At 69.2% G+C, this 17,027-nt stretch carries 18 protein-coding genes; 10 read left to right on the top strand and 8 right to left on the bottom strand.

Annotated features, from left to right (window positions below; genetic code table 11):
- Window positions 1-19 precede the first annotated feature (19 nt).
- Genes LRQ07_RS04340 through csrA form a run of 9 tightly spaced genes read left to right on the top strand, consistent with a single transcriptional unit; the run spans window position 20 to window position 7,359 of the window.
- A complete protein-coding gene (locus LRQ07_RS04340; protein ID WP_256535944.1) occupies window positions 20-952 on the top strand; it encodes a flagellar motor switch protein FliM in 933 nt (310 codons plus the stop codon).
- Entirely contained in the window at window positions 949-1,608 is a 660-nt protein-coding gene (fliN, locus tag LRQ07_RS04335; RefSeq protein ID WP_047524792.1) for a flagellar motor switch protein FliN, read from the top strand. The genes LRQ07_RS04340 and fliN overlap by 4 nt, the downstream gene beginning before the upstream one ends.
- Window positions 1,605-2,105 (top strand): flagellar biosynthetic protein FliO, encoded by a 501-nt coding sequence (gene fliO, locus LRQ07_RS04330; RefSeq protein WP_319944145.1) that lies wholly within the window; start codon window positions 1,605-1,607, stop codon window positions 2,103-2,105. The genes fliN and fliO overlap by 4 nt, the downstream gene beginning before the upstream one ends.
- Window positions 2,102-2,917, top strand: coding sequence for a flagellar type III secretion system pore protein FliP (fliP, locus tag LRQ07_RS04325; RefSeq protein ID WP_256535943.1), 816 nt, complete (start codon window positions 2,102-2,104; stop codon window positions 2,915-2,917). The genes fliO and fliP overlap by 4 nt, the downstream gene beginning before the upstream one ends.
- Entirely contained in the window at window positions 2,914-3,186 is a 273-nt protein-coding gene (gene fliQ, locus LRQ07_RS04320; RefSeq protein WP_047524786.1) for a flagellar biosynthesis protein FliQ, read from the top strand. Before fliP ends, fliQ begins: the two co-directional genes overlap by 4 nt.
- 4 nt (window positions 3,187-3,190) lie before the next feature.
- Window positions 3,191-3,952 carry a flagellar biosynthetic protein FliR gene (locus LRQ07_RS04315; RefSeq protein WP_256535942.1) on the top strand — a complete coding sequence of 254 codons (762 nt, stop codon included), beginning with the start codon at window positions 3,191-3,193 and terminating at the stop codon, window positions 3,950-3,952.
- Window positions 3,949-5,040 (top strand): flagellar biosynthesis protein FlhB, encoded by a 1,092-nt coding sequence (locus LRQ07_RS04310; protein WP_256535941.1) that lies wholly within the window; start codon window positions 3,949-3,951, stop codon window positions 5,038-5,040. The genes LRQ07_RS04315 and LRQ07_RS04310 overlap by 4 nt, the downstream gene beginning before the upstream one ends.
- Window positions 5,037-7,103 carry a flagellar biosynthesis protein FlhA gene (locus LRQ07_RS04305; protein ID WP_131491833.1) on the top strand — a complete coding sequence of 689 codons (2,067 nt, stop codon included), beginning with the start codon at window positions 5,037-5,039 and terminating at the stop codon, window positions 7,101-7,103. The genes LRQ07_RS04310 and LRQ07_RS04305 overlap by 4 nt, the downstream gene beginning before the upstream one ends.
- A gap of 4 nt (window positions 7,104-7,107) precedes the next feature.
- Entirely contained in the window at window positions 7,108-7,359 is a 252-nt protein-coding gene (gene csrA / locus LRQ07_RS04300) for a carbon storage regulator CsrA (RefSeq protein ID WP_047524777.1), read from the top strand.
- Here csrA and LRQ07_RS04295 read toward each other — a convergent pair.
- The 8 genes from LRQ07_RS04295 to coaA form a co-directional block, all read right to left on the bottom strand.
- Window positions 7,356-8,507 carry a hypothetical protein gene (locus LRQ07_RS04295; protein WP_256535940.1) on the bottom strand — a complete coding sequence of 384 codons (1,152 nt, stop codon included), beginning with the start codon at window positions 8,505-8,507 and terminating at the stop codon, window positions 7,356-7,358. The two genes, csrA and LRQ07_RS04295, sit on opposite strands and share 4 nt — an antisense overlap.
- Window positions 8,504-10,102: a sensor histidine kinase gene (locus LRQ07_RS04290; protein ID WP_256535939.1), complete on the bottom strand. Its 1,599-nt coding sequence runs from the start codon at window positions 10,100-10,102 to the stop codon at window positions 8,504-8,506. Before LRQ07_RS04290 ends, LRQ07_RS04295 begins: the two co-directional genes overlap by 4 nt.
- A gap of 205 nt (window positions 10,103-10,307) precedes the next feature.
- Window positions 10,308-11,108: a response regulator transcription factor gene (locus LRQ07_RS04285; protein ID WP_134353112.1), complete on the bottom strand. Its 801-nt coding sequence runs from the start codon at window positions 11,106-11,108 to the stop codon at window positions 10,308-10,310.
- Complete coding sequence (gene tsaE, locus LRQ07_RS04280; RefSeq protein WP_413775531.1) at window positions 11,105-11,602, bottom strand: tRNA (adenosine(37)-N6)-threonylcarbamoyltransferase complex ATPase subunit type 1 TsaE; 498 nt, start codon at window positions 11,600-11,602, stop codon at window positions 11,105-11,107. The genes LRQ07_RS04285 and tsaE overlap by 4 nt, the downstream gene beginning before the upstream one ends.
- Window positions 11,599-12,705, bottom strand: a complete 1,107-nt coding sequence (alr, locus tag LRQ07_RS04275; RefSeq protein WP_256535938.1) for an alanine racemase — start codon at window positions 12,703-12,705, stop codon at window positions 11,599-11,601. Before alr ends, tsaE begins: the two co-directional genes overlap by 4 nt.
- Window positions 12,702-13,061: a holo-ACP synthase gene (locus LRQ07_RS04270; RefSeq protein ID WP_256535937.1), complete on the bottom strand. Its 360-nt coding sequence runs from the start codon at window positions 13,059-13,061 to the stop codon at window positions 12,702-12,704. Before LRQ07_RS04270 ends, alr begins: the two co-directional genes overlap by 4 nt.
- Before the next feature lie 94 nt (window positions 13,062-13,155).
- Window positions 13,156-15,003: a glutamine--fructose-6-phosphate transaminase (isomerizing) gene (gene glmS, locus LRQ07_RS04265; RefSeq protein ID WP_256535936.1), complete on the bottom strand. Its 1,848-nt coding sequence runs from the start codon at window positions 15,001-15,003 to the stop codon at window positions 13,156-13,158.
- 63 nt (window positions 15,004-15,066) lie between these two features.
- Complete coding sequence (gene coaA / locus LRQ07_RS04260) at window positions 15,067-16,020, bottom strand: type I pantothenate kinase (protein ID WP_256535935.1); 954 nt, start codon at window positions 16,018-16,020, stop codon at window positions 15,067-15,069.
- 28 nt (window positions 16,021-16,048) lie between these two features.
- Here coaA and LRQ07_RS04255 point away from each other — a divergent pair, with 28 nt between their 5' ends.
- The gene (locus LRQ07_RS04255) at window positions 16,049-17,023 is read left to right on the top strand and encodes a Ppx/GppA phosphatase family protein (RefSeq protein WP_248539806.1); all 975 of its coding nucleotides are present in this window, start codon (window positions 16,049-16,051) and stop codon (window positions 17,021-17,023) included.
- The last annotated feature ends 4 nt before the right edge of the window (window positions 17,024-17,027 follow it).

The raw sequence follows: 17,027 nt of genomic DNA, 5'->3' as shown, positions 1-17,027 counted from the left end.
CCGCCCGATAGTCGGGTTCGTGGTGATTCAGGACAGCGTGCGCTCCGAAGCGTGCGCAGCGACGGCGACGAAGACCGCCGAAGTCGAGGTGTACGACTTCGGTCGTTCGGCGACCCTTTCGCGCGAGCACACCCGCACCCTGGAACTGGCCTTCGAGACGTTCTCCCGGCAGTGGTCGACCCAGCTCTCGGCGAAGATCCACGTCCGCGCCACCATCGCCGTCGAGCATGTCGGCATGCTGACGTACGGCGAGTACGCGCAGTCGCTCCCGACCACGACCACCATGATCGTGTGCGCGCTGCCCGATTCGGACGAACGCCTCATCGTGCAGCTGCCGACCTCCGCCGCCACGACCTGGATCGTGCAGATGGTCGGCGGACGCTCGTCCAGCTCCTCGGAAGACCGCACCTTCACCCCGATCGAGCAGGCGCTGATCCGCTCCCTGATCGTCGATGCCCTCGATCACCTCACCGGTGCCCTGGACGGGTTGCTGCCCGCCGGGATCACGGTGAGCGGCATCCAGTACAGCTCCCAGTTCGCGCAGGTCGCGGCCTCGGGGGAACCGGTGATCGTCGCGCGGTTCTCGATGCGATTGGCCGGTCGGGCCGTCCCGGCGAGCGTCATGCTGCCCGCCTCGGTCCTCGCCGGTTTCACGGTGCGCACCTCGGACGCGGATCGCTCGGCTGCGCCGGACTTGGTCCGCCGTCAGGTCGAGGTCTCCCCCGTCGAGGTGGCGCTCCGGCTCGCCCCGCGTGCCGTGCTGCCCCGCGAGGTGCTCGATCTCGCCGTCGGAGACATCGTCTCCTTCCCGCACTCCGCCGATCGACCGATGATCCTCGCGGTGGGCGATCAGACCGTCGCCACCGCGGCCGTGGGCAGCGCCGGGGCGCGTCTGGCCTGCGTCGTCGCCACCACCATCCCCGATCCCGCCATCGCCGAGGAGCCCGCGTGACCAGCACCACCACCTATGAGTCCGCCGTCGCCGCCGCTTTCGCGGCGAAGCTGCCGACCGCCGCGGCGACCTCCGCGCGTGCCTCCCAGGTGTCGGGAGACACCGGCGACGCCGTGATCGTCCCGTTCGTGGGCGAGGCCAGCGCGCAGCTGGCGGTGCAGGTGTTCGACCCCGACGCCCTGGTCGACGGCCTCGGGGGTGCGCCTCTGAGCGATCGGCTGCGCGATGCCCTCGAAGCCGCAGCGAGCGCGCTGGGGGCCGGCGCCCTTGGTGACGCCACGATCGGCGACGCCTCCGCTCTGTTCGCCGACCCCGCCGCCCAGCTCTTCGACCTGCAGGACGACACCGACCGGACGATCGGGCGCCTCGCCGTGATCGTCACGCGCGCGCCGGCCGGCACCGCGAGCTCTTCCCGCCGGTTGCACCGCATCGCCGGCGTCGAGATGGAGCTGACGGTCGAGATCGGCCGCACCAGGATGGCCGTGCGCGACGTGCTCGGCCTCGAGCCGGGACGCATCGTCGAACTCGACCGCTCGGCCGGTGCACCCGCCGACGTCAAGCTCAACGGCCGGGTCATCGCGCATGGTGAGGTCGTCGTCGTCGACCAGGACTATGCGGTGCGGATCACCCGCATCCTCGAGAACGTCGAGGCCTGATCCTGGACGACCTCCTGCTCGGGCTGCGGGTCGCGCTCTCCCTCGCAGCGGTGCTCGGGCTGCTCTGGTTCCTGCAGCGCCGGGTCTCGCGCACCGCCGTGCGGCGACGCGACGGTGAGGTCATCACGGTGCTGGGCCGCCAGGGAGTGGGCCCGAAGGCGCAGATCGTCGTGGTCCAGACCGAAGACGCCCGCTACGTGCTGGGCGTCACCGAACACGGCGTCAACGTGGTGGACCGTTTGCCCGTCAAGCCCGCGGCCCTGCCCGACGATCCGGCGACACCGGTGTGGTCGGCCGCGACCTCCGAAGCGGCCTCCGACGCGGCCGAGTTCGACCGCATCCTCGCCGCGACCGCGCGCACCGAGGACACGACCTCCGCCGTCGCGGCGCAGGTGCCGCAGCGACGCGTGCGCCACCGGAACGATCCGCTGCGCGGTTCCATCCTCTCCCCCGAAACCTGGCGGCAGACCGCCGAGGCCATCCGGCGCACGCGATGAGCATGCCCGGTGGGGCCGCCGACGGCCGCGCGCTGCGACGGGTCGCGCTGCTCCTCGCCGTCGCCTTCGCTCTGGTGCTCGTGCTGACGCTGGCCGCCGGCAGCCCGGCACACGCAGCCGTGACCCCCGACGATCCCGGCGACGGCGTCACGATCGACATCAACGGTGTCGACGGCTCCCCCTCGGGCTCGATCCTGACGCTGCTCGGCATCACCCTGCTCTCGGTGGCGCCTGCGCTGCTGCTGATGATGTCGTCGTTCACGAAGATCTTCGTCGTGCTCGCGATGACACGCAACGCCCTGTCCCTGCCCACGATCCCGCCGAACCAGGTGTTGGCAGGACTGTCGCTGTTCCTGTCGCTGTTCATCATGTGGCCGGTGCTGACCGAGATCAACACCGTCGCGGTGCAGCCGTACATCGACGGCACGTACACGTTCGCCCAGGCCATCGACGTCGGCCAACTGCCGCTGCAGGAGTGGATGCTGCGGTTCACGCGCGAGGAGGACCTCGCGCTCATGACGCGGATGGCGGGTCAGCCCAACCCGGAGGATCCGACGAGCGTGCCGATGTACACGCTCATCCCGGCGTTCATGATCTCCGAACTGCGCGCCGCGTTCATCATCGGCTTCGTCATCTTCGTGCCGTTCCTGGTGATCGACCTCGTGGTCGCCGCGGCTCTCATGTCAATGGGCATGATGATGCTGCCGCCCGTCATGATCTCGCTGCCGTTCAAGATCCTGCTGTTCATCCTGGTCGACGGATGGGGGCTCATCATCCGTGCCCTCCTGGAGAGCTATGGAGGTGTCGGATGAGCCCCGAAGCCGTGATCGACATCGGCACCCAGGGGCTGATCATCGCCGCGAAGCTCGCCGCTCCGGTCCTGGTCACCGCCCTCGTGGTGGGTTTCGCGATCTCGCTGCTGCAGTCCATCACCCAGGTGCAGGAGGTGACGCTCTCGTTCGTGCCGAAGATCGTGGCGGTCGGGATCGCCCTGTTGATCGCCGGGAACTGGATGATCGCGGAGATGATCGCGTTCACCACCGAGATGTTCGCCCGCATCCCCTCGCTCCTGAGCGGATGACGCGGTGTTCATCCCCATCGATTTCGCGTGGCTGGAGGCGACGATGCTCGCCGCGGTCCGCATCACCGCGTTCATCATGATCGCCCCGCCCTTCTCGTACGGGGCGATCCCGGTGCGGGTGAAGGCGATGCTCGCGATCGGCCTCTCGCTCGCCGTCGGCACGGCCGTCTCCCCCGGATACGAGAACCTCGACACCGGACCCTTCCTGGGCACGCTGGTGCTGCAGCTGGTCACCGGTGCGCTCCTGGGCTTCCTGGTGCTGCTGTGCTTCTCGGCACTCCAGGCCGCCGGCAGCCTGATCGACGTGTTCGGCGGCTTCCAGCTCGCTCAGGCGTTCGACCCGCACTCGCTCGTGAACGGCGCCCAGTTCACCCGCCTCTTCCACTTGACCGCGCTGACCCTGCTGTTCGCATCGGGGGGCTATCAGCTGATCCTCGCGGGACTCGCGCGCAGCTTCGACGCCGTCCCGCTCGACGGCGTGTTCGAGGTGTCCGGTCCCGCGGAGCTCTTGGTCGACGGCGTCTCGCAGATGGTGCTGGCCGCCGTGCAGATCGCCGGGCCGCTCGTCCTCGTGCTCTTCCTGGCCGACGTCGGGCTCGGCCTCATCACGCGTGTGGCTCCGGCCCTCAACGCCTTCGCGATGGGCTTCCCGGTGAAGATCCTGCTGACCCTCCTGCTGGCCGGAGCGGTCTACGCGGTCCTGCCCGGCATCGTGGACGCCCTCGCCGTACAGGCCCTCAAGATGATGCAGGGGGTGCAGGAATGAGCGGCACGGACAGCGGCGAGCGCAGTGAGAAGGCGACCGACAAGCACCTGCGCGAAGCCCGCAAGAAGGGGCGGCTGTCGCGTAGCCAGGATCTCACCGCGTGGCTGGGCATCGGCGCCGCGGCTGTCACCATGCCCGCTGCCATCACCCTCGGGGCATCGGCCGGCACCGAGCAGCTGCTCACGCTGACCTCGCTGGTCGACACTCCGACGCCGGAAGCGGCACTCACCGCCCTCGGTCGCGGCCTCGCCTCCGTGCTCCCCACGCTCGCCGTGATGCTGGCCGCGGTCGCGATCGTCACGCTGATCGGCGCGGTGGTCCAGGGCGGGGTCCACCTGAAACCGCTGACCGGACGCTTCGAGCAGTTCAACGTCGTCACCGGGATCCGCCGCGTCTTCGGCATGCAGGCCCTCTGGGAGGGCGCCAAAGCGCTCCTGAAGACCGCGGCCATCGGCATCGCGCTGTGGTTCGTGATCGCGAGCCTGATGCCCGTGCTGACCGCCAGCGGCGCACACTCGATCTCGCGGCTGCTCGGCACCGCGAGCGAGGGGACGGCCGCCCTCCTGCAGACCGCCATCGCCGTCGGACTGGTACTGGCCGCGATCGACATGTTCGTCGTGATGCGACGCAACCGCAAGCACACCCGCATGACCAAGCGCGAGGTGCGCGACGAGAACAAGAACTCCGAGGGCGACCCCCTGATCCGTCAGCAGCGGCGTTCCCGACAGCTGGCCATCAGCCGCAACCGCATGATCTCCGCGGTCGCGGGATCCGACGTGGTCCTCGTCAATCCCACGCACATCGCCGTCGCGCTCCGATACGAGGTCGGACGCGCCGCACCCAAGGTCGTCGCGAAGGGCAGCGGCGTCGTCGCGGAGCGCATTCGCGAGGAAGCGACACGGACCGGTGTCCCGATGGTGCGTGAGGTCTCGCTCGCTCGTGCCCTGCACGCCGCGTGCGAACTGGGTCAGGAGATCCCCGAGGACCTGTACAACGCCGTCGCCCGCGTACTCGTGTTCGTCGACGCCCTGCGGCGGCGCGGGGCCGCGCGCGGCATCCATTCCCTTCCCTATCGGAGGACCGTATGAGACAGCTCTTCCTCAAGCTCATGGTGCCCGTCGGCGTCGTCGGCATCATCATGCTGCTCGTCGTCCCGGTGCCACCGTTCCTGCTCGACATCCTGATCATCCTGAACATCATGTTCGCGCTCGTGATCCTGCTCACGTCGATGTTCGTGAAGAAGCCCCTCGACTTCTCGGTGTTCCCCTCGCTGCTGCTCGTGGCGACGCTGTTCCGGCTGGGTCTCAACGTCGCCTCCACGCGTCTGGTGCTCGGGGAGGCCTACGCCGGACAGGTCATCGAGGCGTTCGGTGCGATCGCCGTCGGCGGCTCGCTCATCATCGGCGCCGTCGTCTTCCTGATCCTCGTCGTCATCCAGTTCGTGGTGGTGACCAAGGGCGCGGAGCGCGTCGCGGAGGTCGGGGCGAGGTTCACCCTCGATGCCATGCCCGGCAAGCAGATGGCGATCGACGCCGACCTCAATGCGGGACTCATCACCGACGCCGAAGCCCGGGAACGTCGCGCCGAGGTCGCCGCAGAGGCCGACTTCTACGGCGCCATGGACGGTGCCTCCAAGTTCGTCAAGGGCGACGCGATCGCCGGACTCGTCATCATCATCATCAACGTGGTCGGCGGCATCGCGATCGGGATCGTCCAGCACGGCATGACGATCGACGGGGCCGTGAGCACGTACAGCCTCCTCACCATCGGCGACGGACTCGTCACGCAGATCCCGGCGTTGCTGATGGCGGTGTCCACCGGCATGATCGTGACCCGTTCGACAGCGGAAGCCGAGATGGGCAGCGCCGCGTCCGCGCAGCTCGGTCAGTCCCGCAATGCGCTCATCATCGCCGGTTGCGCCGCGATCATCATGTCGCTCATCCCGCACATGCCGATGCTGCCGTTCGTGGCGATCGGCGCCCTTCTGCTGCTGATCGCGCAGCGCATCAAGGCGACGCAGAAGCGTGACGAAGCCATCGCCGCGCAGACGACGACGCCGGCCCCCGCGGATCAGCCGGAGGAGCTGATCGAGAAGATGCGCGTGCACCCGCTCGAGATCCTGCTCTCCCCCGACATCGTCGATCTGGTCACCGGAGGACCCGATGACCTCCTCGCGCGCGTGAAGGCATTGCGACGGCGGATCGCCCTCGATCTGGGACTCATCGCGCCGCCGGTGCGCACCCGGGACAGCATCGAGCTGCCCCAGTCCACCTATGTCATCCGCATCGCCGGGGTCGAGACCGGGAGGGGCACCGCTCCGGCCGGCTCCGTCCTCGCGCTCGGGCAGGGCCTGGAGTCCCTCCCCGGCGCCGCGACGCTCGACCCGGTGTTCGGGCTCGAGGGCAAGTGGATCCCCCTCGAGATGCGCCACAGCGCCGAGTTCTCGGGAGCCACCGTGGTCGACCGGGCGAGCGTGATCATCACGCACCTCTCCAGCGTGATCCACGCCCACGCCGCGCGGCTGCTCAGCCGAGAAGACGTGCGCCAGCTCACGGACGCGCTCAAACAGGCCTCCCCCGCCGCGGTCGAGGAGCTCACCCCGGCATTGCTGTCGCTCGCCGAGGTGCAGCGCGTGCTCCAGGGACTCCTCGCAGAGCGGGTTCCGATCAACGACCTCAGCCGCATCTACGAAGCACTCGCGCTGCGGGCGAGGGTCTCCACCGATCCGGAGGGCCTGATCGAAGCCGCACGGGCTGCTCTCGGCCCGGCGATCGCGGCGCGGTTCGCGGATGGCGGCGTCCTACGGGTGGTGATGATCAATCCGCTTCTCGAGCAGGCGATGCTCGAGAGCCTGCGTACGAGCGACGAGGGCACTCAGATCGTGTTCGACCCGCAGCGGATGGAGGCCGTCGTGGAGTCGGTGAAGCAGGCGGTCACCTCGGTGCGCGAGGGGGGCGAACCGGTCCTGGTGTGTGCCCCCTCGCTGCGTCCGGCGGTACGTCGGCTCGTGTCCGCACAGACCGACGGGCTGCCGGTGCTCTCGTACACCGAGGCGACCTCCGCCGCGCTCACGATCGAGACCGTCGGCGTCGTCCGAGATGCCCCCGCGCCCTCGCCCGCGGTCGGAGCCGTCTCGGCGGCAGTAGGCTGAACGAATGCTGGTTTTGACGAGGCGGATCGGTGAGAGCGTGCGCATCGACGGCGACATCGAGATCACGCTGCTCGAGATCAAGGGCGACAGCGTGCGCATCGGCGTGAAGGCCCCGCGCGAGACCCGCATCCAGCGCACCGAGATCATCGAGGCGGTCGTCGCCGAGAACGTGTCGGCCGCGGCCGAGACCGGCGCCGATGCGGAGGGCGCGATCGCCGCTGCCCTCGCCCGGGGCCGGGAGTCCCGAGACTCCTAGTCGACGGGGGTCACGACCCGCGCCAGATCCGCGGCGTCGGCCCGCTTCCACTGGTCGCCTCCCGCGGCTCGCGCTCGGCCGGCCGCCTGCTCCGCCGTGGCCACGAGCAGGTCGAAGTCGAATCCGACGACCGAAGCCGTCGCCCAGCCGATGCTCGCAGACGACCGGATCCCGGTCGTCGTCTCCCTGTCGATCACCGAGATCCGGGTCAGGATCTCCCGCAGATGGTGGCGCACCGACTCGTCACCCCCGCGGATCACGACGATCGCCCGACCGTCCTCGACCCGGTCGGCGTCGGCCGATGCGGGCAGGGCCTCCTGGATGTCCTGGTGGAACCGATCGACGATGGCCGCGAACGCGGAACCCGTCGATGCCTCTCGGAGATCGGCGGGGTCGTCGAGTCGGATGTCGAGCACCGACCACGGGAAGTCGTTCTGCGCTTCGGCCTTGCGGAGCCGACGACGCGCACGCTCCATGAAATCCCTGACATCGCTCTTCTTCGACTCCACCCGCACCATCAGGACGAGGGTGAACGCGGCGCAGGTGCTCACCACCACGGTTCCGACGGCGTTCATGCCGCGCAGCGCGCTCAGTTGCGCTCCGACCGCCGCCCCGCCCGACAGCAGTGCGGACACGGTGCTCACGACCGCGACCACGACCAGTCCACAGGAGGCGAGCGCCAGCGGGAGCACGATGTCCCTCGCGGCAGGGCGATCGCGGAGCAACTCGTAGGCCACGAGCCCGCCGAAGACGGCGCTGCCCAGGAAGACGAGGTGGAACGACGGCAGATACCACGGGTTGTCCGCCGTCGTCACCAGCAGGGTCGGCGCGATGACGAGGAAGAGAATCACCACCCACCAGCGTGCGCGGCGGCCGAAGTGCATCCGCAGACCGATCCACACCAACGGCTCGAAGCACAGCAGCAGGGCCGAGGCGGCGGCGAGCAGAGCCCTGGTCTCGGTCATCTGCTGCCCCGCGAGCCAGAGGTAGGCGCCGAGCATCCCCAGGCCGAAGGCCGCCCCCCACGTGACGGTCGCCCTGCTCGGGCGCGCGAGGGTGCCCAGACCGATCACCAGCGCGGTGAGGACCGTGACGACCGCGACCATGCTGGTCGTGATGTCGACGTTGACGGGAACGAGCGGGGTCATGCCTGAGCCTCCATCACTCGACGCTGCGGGAAGCGCAGAGTCACGCGGGTGCCGACACCGACCTCACTGGCGATGTCGATACTGCCTTCATGCGCGGCGACGATCTCCCGCACGATGCCCATCCCGAGGCCGGTGCCGCCGATGCCGGCGCGCACGGCGCTGTCGGTGCGGAAGTAGGGCTCGAACACGCGAGCGACGTCGTCTGCCGCCATACCGAATCCGTCGTCGACGATCGTGACCACCGCCTGGTCGCCCGCCATCGTGTCGAGGTCGACACCGATGTGTCCGCCCGCGGGGGTGTACTTCGCGGCGTTGCTGAGCAGATTGTCGACGACCTGCCGCAGCCGGAAGGCGTCGCCCGAGATCACCAGGCTCTCGGCGCCTTCGACCCGCAGCGTCTGCCTGTTGCTCGAGATGACGGGAGCGTACGATGCCGCCGCCGATTCGACGACCTCACGCAGATCCACGGATTCGAAAGGATCTCGGGCGGTGTGACTCGTCTGCCGGAGGATGCTCGTGACCAGGTCGTGCATGCGCTCACCCGCGTTCGCGATGATCTCGAGCTGTGCAGGCACCCGCCCCGGCAGGTCTTCGCGCTCACGGAGAAGGTCCACGTGGCCGACGATCGCGGTGAGGGGGTTGCGCAACTCGTGCGAGATCATGGCGTTGAAGGCCCGGCGTTCCTCGTCGACCTCGAGCCGCGCGGTCACGTCGTCGATCACGACCAGCGTGATCGCCTCGCCCTCGCCGGCGCTGGCCATCGGCTGCGTGCTCACCTCGAGGGCCCGCCATTGTCCCGCGCCGTCGAACAACCACACACGCTCGGCATCGAGTTTCTCTCCGCTGGCGGCGCGGGCGAGGGAGGTGCGGGAGGGGGGCAACGCGACGCCCCGTCGGGCGTCGTACTCGACGGCGGCCGTGGAGAGCTCCGCGCCGAAGCGGTCGCGGCCGTAGAGCGCACGGTACGCGTCGTTCATCTGCAGGATGCGCCCTCCCGCCGTCACGACGACGAGGGCGACGCTCAGAGCGTCGACGATCTGGATCACCCGCCGCTGATTCGCCTCCGCTCGCACCGCGGCACGATTGACCTGCTCGGAACGACGTTGCAGAAGCCGACGTGCCGCCCGAGAGCGCTGTGCACCGATGCGCACCGTCACGCCGAGGAACCCCAGGGTGATGACGAGCGTGAGGAGTCGCAGCAGGATGTCCGCCGGCGAGCCGCTCTGCTCGGCGAAGAGCACGAGGGTGGCGCTGATGAAGACGATGCCGCCGAACACCCACGGCAGGGTGAAGTACGTGGCCAGCCAGACGACGGGGAAGACCCACAGGAACCCCAGGCGGAGGTCCGGCGCATTGGTGGTGAAGCCGATCGCGAGCGCATCCAGGAGCGGCACGACGGCAGCGGCGGAGCGCGGCAGACGGTGCCACGGCACGGCCAGCGTGAGCACGCTGGTGACGAGGACCAGCACGGCCCCCGCGACGACCAAGGTGTTGGCGAAAGTCTCGGGTTTGAAGGCCGTGACCATCACGACGATCGCGACCACGCTGCCGGTGAAGACCAGTTGCCAGCGCCAGATCGACACGGTGCGGATCATCGACGCTCGCCTTTCCGCTCGAAGCTCAGGTTTCCCGCAAGATTACTCAAAGATCCGTCGAGCCCGCTCTTCAGGTGACCGCGCACCTCTAGCATTCTGAGTGGGGCCGATACTGCGACTGGGGAACAACGCAGACGCCGGGGCCACGCGAGTGGGGATTCGCAGGCGCCGGGGCCGCGGCTGGGGAGCCGCGGCCCCGCCCGGTTCAGCCTCCCGTGTCATCAGCGGGAGTCAGGCGGTAACCGACTCCGCGCACGGTCTCGATGTAGCGCGGATTCGCCGAGCTGTCACCCAGCTTCCGCCGCAGATTCGCGATGTGCGTCTCGATCGCCCGCTTGTCCGGTTCACTCACGTAATCGTTCGACCCCGGTGGTGCTCCCCGCAGTCCACGCGCGAGCTCCGCTTTGCTGGACACCCGGATGTTCGCCTCGAGGATCGCCGCGAGCAGGTCGAACTCCGTGGGAGTGAGATCTATGCGCTTCTGGCCGACGAGCACCAGCCGTGTGTCCAGATCGAGGCTGAGGTCGCGATGCACCCGGCCCCGCCACGTCAGCACCGTCGCACCGTCGGCGGACGGCTCGCTTGCAGTCGCTGGGCGTGACTCGGTGGCCGGCGGCGGGGCCGCGGGGTGCGGGCGCCTCAGCAGGGCCTGGATGCGCGCACGCAGCTCACGGGGTCGGAACGGCTTCACGAGGTACTCGTCCGCTCCGGAGGTCAGACCGAGGACCACATCGGACTCGTCCGACAGGGCCGAGAGCATGATGATGAAGGTGTCGCTGACCTGCCGGATCCGTCGCGCGACCTCGAAGCCGTCGATCCCCGGCAGGTTGATGTCGAGGGTGGTGATCACCGGGCGGTGCTGCTCGACGGCCGCGATCCCGTCCGGGCCGGAACCTGCGAGGAAGGTCTCGAAGCCGGCGGCCAGGAACACCTCGTCCAGGAGCGAGCGGACGCCCGGGTCGTCGTCGATGATCACGGCGACGAGGGGGGACGTCGCCGCACTCATGGGGTCCCCTCGCGCACGATGGTCACGATCCGCGGGGCATCCGCGTCGAGGTCCGAGGGGTCGAGTTCCACGGAGTCGAGTTCGGAGACGCCAACCGGTCGTTCGAGCTCGATGTCCCACCACGCGTCCGCGAGATCCTCGGCCATCCCCCTCCCCCACTCGATCACCACCACCGAGCGCTCAAGGTCGAGGTCGAGGTCCTCGAGTTCCGCCGCCGATCCGAGTCGGTACGCGTCGACGTGCACGAGCGGCGCACGCCCGACCAGCGAAGGGTGGGTGCGGGCGATCACGAAGGTCGGACTCTGCACGGGTCCGCGCACACCGAGCCCTTCGGCGAGACCACGGGTGAACGTCGTCTTCCCGGCGCCCAGCGGTCCGGTGAGGATGAGCAGGTCGCCCGCCTCCAGCTGCTCACCGATCCGGAAGCCGAGATGCTCCATCTCCTCGGAGGTCGCGATCTCCCGTCTGCCGAGGAAAGCGGGGTCCACGCTCACGACGTCCTCCGCGGCACCCGGGGACCGATACGCGTGACGATCTCGTAGTTGATCGTGCCGGCAGCCGCCGCCCAGTCCGCCGCCGAGGGCACACCGAGGGTGGGATCGCCGAACAGGACCACCTCGTCCCCGACCGAGACCGGCGTGTCACCGACGTCGACGACGAACTGATCCATCGCGATCCTCCCGACGTTCACGAACCGCCGTCCGCCGATCGAGACGGGGAGCCTGCCCGAGGCGTTCCGGGGCACACCGTCGGCGTATCCGAGAGGCACGAGCACCAGCGTCGTGTCCCGATCCGTGCGGTGGGCGTAACCGTAGGAGACCCCCGTGCCCGCGGGCACCCGGCGGACCGCGGCGATCGCTCCGCGCAGCGTCATCGCCGGACGCAGACCGAGCTCGGCGGAGCTGCGGTCGTCGAACGGCGAGAGGCCGAAGAGCCCGATGCCGATGCGCACGGCATCGAGCCGCATCTCGGGCAGGTCGATCGCTGCGGCGGTGGCGGCGATGTGCCGGATCTCAGGATGGATACCGAAGGAGGCGGCCGCGGCGACGCCTTCCTCGAACTTCGCCAGCGCGGCCCGGTCGTCCTCCGCGGAGGTGTTGGAGAGGTGGCTGAAGAGGCCGACGATACGCAGTCGTCCGATCCGCTCCAGACGCGCGGCCTCGGCCAGCACCCGCCCCCAGTCGGCCGGAGCGATGCCGTTGCGCGACAGCCCCGTCTCGAACTTGAGGTGCACCCCGACCGGACGATCGACGGCGGCAGCGGCAGCGGCGGCCTCGAGCTGATCGAAGGAGGAGACACCGATCTCCACGTCTTGGGCCGCGGCATGCTCGAACCGCTCGCCCGGCGCGTGCAGCCAGGCCATGATCGGGGCGTGCACGCCCTGCCTGCGCAGTTCGAGGGCCTCGGGGATCTCGGCGACGCCGAGGTGTGTCGCTCCGGCGGAGAGCGCGGCGACAGCGGTCGCGGCAGCACCGTGTCCGTAGGCGCCGGCCTTGACGACCGCGATCACCTCGACTCCGGTGAGGCGGCGGAAGTGCCGCACGTTGTCGGCGACGGCATCGAGGTCGATGGTCGCCTCACGGAACGGGACGGTCACAGCGGCGCTCCTTCTGCGACGACGAACGCGGCAGCGAGGTCCGCGTCGTGGGTGAGGGTCAGATGCAGGGTGCGAATGCCGCGCTCCTCGACGACCGCGGCCGTCGAGCCGGAGAGGACGAAGTGCGGACGACCCGACGCCTCCGAGGCGATCTCGATCTCGATCCAGTGCACCCCGTCCGAGCCGCCGAGTGCTTTGATCAGCGCCTCTTTGGCCGCATACCTCGCCGCCAGGGAAGGAAGACGCAGCGGGCGCTCCGACGGGGCGAAGAGCCGCTCCAGGAGGCGGGGGGTCCGGGTCATCGTGCGCTCGAACCGCGGGATGTCCACGAGGTCGATGCCGGTGCCGATGATCATCCGTTCAGCCTATCGAGCATGCTTCCGGTTGATGTCGCGCGAATGGCTCCGTTTCCGGTGGAAACGGAGCCATTCGCGTGATTCGAAGCCGGTCTTACTCGACTGTGACGGACTTCGCGAGGTTCCGGGGCTGGTCCACGTCCAGGCCCTTCGCGGTCGCGAGCGCCATCGCGAAGATCTGCAGCGGCACGACCGAGAGCAGCGGCTCGAACATCGCTCCGGCGAGCGGGATGTGGATGACCTCGTCGGCGAACGGCAGCACGGCCGCATCGCCCTCTTCGGCGACCACGATCACCCGGGCACCGCGAGCACGGATCTCCTGGATGTTCGAGACGACCTTCGAGTGCACGAGCGCGGAGTGACGCGGGGACGGCACCAGCACGAACACGGGCTGCCCCGGCTCGATCAGCGCGATCGGACCGTGCTTGAGCTCGCCCGCGGCGAAGCCCTCCGCGTGGATGTAGGAGATCTCCTTGAGCTTGAGCGCACCTTCGAGGGCGATCGGGAAGCCGACGTGGCGACCGAGGAACAGCACCGACCGGGTGTCGGCCATCCATCCGGCGAGCTGGGTGACGTGCTCCTGCTCGCTCTCGAGGACCTCGGCGATCTTCGCGGGCAGCTCGGTGAGTTCCGCGACGTCGGTCGAGGCGTCGGCCACGGTGCCGCGCACGCGCCCCATGTGCAGGCCGAGCAGCAGCAGGGCGGTGATCTGCGCCGAGAACGCCTTGGTCGAGGCGACCGCGACCTCGGGGCCGGCGTGGGTGTAGACGACGGCGTCCGACTCGCGCGGGATGGTCGCACCCTGGGTGTTGCAGATCGAGAGCGTGCGGGCGCCTCGCTCGCGGGCGTACTTCACGGCCATCAGGGTGTCCATGGTCTCGCCCGACTGGCTGATCGACACGACGAGGGTGTCGACGCCGATCACCGGATCGCGGTAGCGGAACTCGTGCGCGAGCTCGACGTCGACCGCGACGCGCGCCCACTGCTCGATCGCATACTTGCCGACGAGGGCCGCGTACGAAGCCGTGCCGCACGCGGTGATGATGACGCGGTTGATCCCGGTGAAGAGGTCGTCGAGGCCGTCGAGCTCGGGGATGACGACCTGGCCGTCCTGGATGCGGCCGCGGATCGTGTTCGCCACGGCCTCGGGCTGCTCGGAGACCTCCTTGGCCATGAAGCTCGACCATCCGCCCTTCTCGGCGGCGGCGGCGTCCCACGAGACGTCGAAGGGCTCGGGCTCGACCGGGGTACCGGCGAAGTCGATGACGCTGATGGAATCGGGGGTGATCGAGACGATCTGGTCCTGGCCGATCGCCAAGGCCTTGCGCGTGTGCTCGATGAAGGCGGCCACGTCGGAGCCGAGGAAGTTCTCGCCCTCTCCGAGACCGATCACGAGCGGCGAGTTGCGGCGGGCGCCGACCACGAGGCCCGGGTGGTCCTGGTGCATCGCGAGAAGCGTGAACGCCCCCTCGAGGCGGTTCACGACGTTGCGGAAGGCGAGCTGCAGGTCTCCGCCGTTGCCGGCGTACTCACGCCCGAGCAGGGCGGCTGCGACCTCGGTGTCGGTCTCGCTGCGGAACACCACACCGTCAGCGAGCAGCTCTTCGCGCAGGGCCGAGAAGTTCTCGATGATGCCGTTGTGGATGACGGCGAGCCTGTCGTCGTCGGCCAGGTGCGGGTGGGCGTTGACGTCGGTCGGTCCGCCGTGCGTCGCCCAGCGCGTGTGACCGATACCGGTCGACCCGTCGGGGAGCGGCGCGTCGGCAAGCGAGTCGCGCAGCTTCGCGAGCTTGCCCGCCTTCTTCCGCATGCCGAGGGATCCGTCACCGTCGATCACGGCGACGCCCGCGGAGTCATAGCCGCGGTACTCGAGGCGGGCGAGGCCGGCAAGAAGGATGTCCTGGCTGGGGCGCGGGCCCACGTATCCGACGATTCCACACATGCGAACAAGAGTAAGCCGGGATTTTTGCGAGTCGTCCGAACAATATTTCGGTCGGTGTGCTCCTCAGAGCTTGCGCAGCAGCACGCTCTCGACGTCATGGTCGGCGCCCTTGCGCAGCACGAGTCGCGCGCGGTGTCGCGTGGGCATCACGTTCTCGACGAGGTTGGGCATGTTGATCTCGTTCCAATACCCGAGGGCGGTCGTGATCGCCTCCTCATCGGTGAGATGGGCGAACACGTTGAAATAGGACGAGGGGTTGCTGAACGCCGCCTGCCGCAGAGCGAGGAAGCGATCGACGTACCACTTCTCGATGTGCGAGGTGTCGGCATCGACGAAGATCGAGAAATCGAACAGGTCGCTCACGGCGACGTCGTTCGGGGCGGGCGGCGGCTGCAACACGTTCAACCCCTCGACGATGACGACGTCGGGGCGACGCACCACGACGTTCGCGTCGGGGACGATGTCGTAGCGCATGTGGGAGTAGAAGGGCGCGCGCACTTCGGTGGCCCCGCTCTTCACCTCGGTCAGGAACTCGATCAGCGCACGCCGGTCGTACGACTCCGGGAAGCCCTTGCGGTCCATGATGCCGCGGCGTTCGAGTTCGGCGTTCGGGTAGAGGAAGCCGTCGGTGGTGACCAGCTCCACTCGCGGGGTGCCGGGCCAGCGGCTCATCAGCTCGCGCAGCAGACGGGCGATCGTCGACTTGCCGACCGCGACCGAGCCCGCGACGCCGACGACGAAGGGCGTCGTCGTGTCGTCCTCCTGCAGGAACGACGAGGTGGCGGCGCCCAGACGCTTCGTCGCCGTCGCGTACAGGCTGAGCAGACGACTCAGCGGCAGGTACACCTCGCGCACCTCGGTGAGGGACAGTCGATCCCCGATACCGCGGAGTTCGACGACCTCGGTCTCGGTGAGCGGCTGATCGAGCCCGGCGGCGAGACGCGCCCACTCCGCGCGCCCGATCTCCCGATAGGGCGACAGCGGCAGCGTGGGGTCGACGGTGGTCACGCAGTACATCGTATCCGGGCGCGAGTAGTCTCTTTCCGTGCGCCTGGGAGTCCTCGACATCGGATCAAACACCGTTCACATGCTGGCGGCGGACGTCCGCCCCGGTGGACGTCCGCTCGCGACGACGAGCGACAGGACAGTGCTGCGCCTCATGCGCTACCTCACACCCGACGGCGCGATCTCGGAGGAGGGCGTGCAGGCGCTCGAGACCGCGGTCACTCAGGCCCGCCGCGTCGCCGAGGCCGAGCGCGTCGACGCTCTCCTGGCCACCGCGACCAGCGCGGTGCGTGACGCCCGCAACGGCGCGGCAGTCATCGCCCGCATCGAGGCCGCTCTGGGGCAACCCCTGCAGGTGCTCGACGGCGAGACCGAGGCGGAGCTGACCTTCCTCGCCGTGCGGCGCTGGTTCGGCTGGTCGGCCGGACAGCTGCTGCTGCTCGACATCGGCGGCGGCTCTCTGGAGATCGCGGCCGGAGCGGAGGAGATGCCCGACGCCGCCGCGTCCGTGCCCCTCGGAGCCGGGCGCATGACGGTGCAGTACCTCCCGAACGACCCGCCCGGCGAGGCGGACGTCGAGAGACTGCGCGCGCACGCAGAGGCGACCATCGCGACCGTCCTGCCCCGATTCGTCGCCCTCCCCCGCCCCGATCACGTGGTGGGTTCCTCCAAAGCGATCCGCTCGCTCGCCCGCCTGGTCGGCTATCCGGCGCCGGGATGGTCGGGGAGCGAACGCATGCTGCTGCCGCGGGCGTCGCTCGGCTCATGGATTCCCCGGCTCGCGCGCCTTCCCGCGTCGGCCAGACAGGAACTGCCGGGGATCACCCCCGACCGGACCTTCCAGATCGTGGCCGCGGCCGTGTCGCTACACGTGGCGATGACCGCGCTCGAACTGGAGGAGCTCGAAGTGTCGCCGTGGGCGCTGCGCGAAGGAGTGCTGCTCCGCTACATCGAGCATCTGAACGGGACCCCGATCGACGCGGAGAACATCGAGGAGCCGCCGCGGCTACCATGACGGC

This window comes from Microbacterium sp. J1-1, assembly GCF_024498615.1.
Taxonomy (GTDB): Bacteria; Actinomycetota; Actinomycetes; order Actinomycetales; family Microbacteriaceae; genus Microbacterium; species Microbacterium aurugineum.
This window is presented reverse-complemented; position numbering and strand designations above follow the sequence as displayed.

What these genes read in the sequence shown, in the direction of transcription:
- LRQ07_RS04285 (WP_134353112.1), bottom strand. Translation starts at nt 11,108, where the DNA reads ATGAGTGCGGCGACGTCCCCCCTCGTCGCCGTGATCATCGACGACGAC.
- fliP (WP_256535943.1), top strand. Translation starts at nt 2,102, where the DNA reads ATGAGCATGCCCGGTGGGGCCGCCGACGGCCGCGCGCTGCGACGGGTC.
- LRQ07_RS04305 (WP_131491833.1), top strand. Translation starts at nt 5,037, where the DNA reads ATGAGACAGCTCTTCCTCAAGCTCATGGTGCCCGTCGGCGTCGTCGGC.
- coaA (WP_256535935.1), bottom strand. Translation starts at nt 16,020, where the DNA reads ATGTACTGCGTGACCACCGTCGACCCCACGCTGCCGCTGTCGCCCTAT.
- LRQ07_RS04290 (WP_256535939.1), bottom strand. Translation starts at nt 10,102, where the DNA reads ATGATCCGCACCGTGTCGATCTGGCGCTGGCAACTGGTCTTCACCGGC.
- LRQ07_RS04295 (WP_256535940.1), bottom strand. Translation starts at nt 8,507, where the DNA reads ATGACCCCGCTCGTTCCCGTCAACGTCGACATCACGACCAGCATGGTC.
- glmS (WP_256535936.1), bottom strand. Translation starts at nt 15,003, where the DNA reads ATGTGTGGAATCGTCGGATACGTGGGCCCGCGCCCCAGCCAGGACATC.
- fliQ (WP_047524786.1), top strand. Translation starts at nt 2,914, where the DNA reads ATGAGCCCCGAAGCCGTGATCGACATCGGCACCCAGGGGCTGATCATC.
- csrA (WP_047524777.1), top strand. Translation starts at nt 7,108, where the DNA reads ATGCTGGTTTTGACGAGGCGGATCGGTGAGAGCGTGCGCATCGACGGC.
- LRQ07_RS04310 (WP_256535941.1), top strand. Translation starts at nt 3,949, where the DNA reads ATGAGCGGCACGGACAGCGGCGAGCGCAGTGAGAAGGCGACCGACAAG.
- LRQ07_RS04270 (WP_256535937.1), bottom strand. Translation starts at nt 13,061, where the DNA reads ATGATCATCGGCACCGGCATCGACCTCGTGGACATCCCGCGGTTCGAG.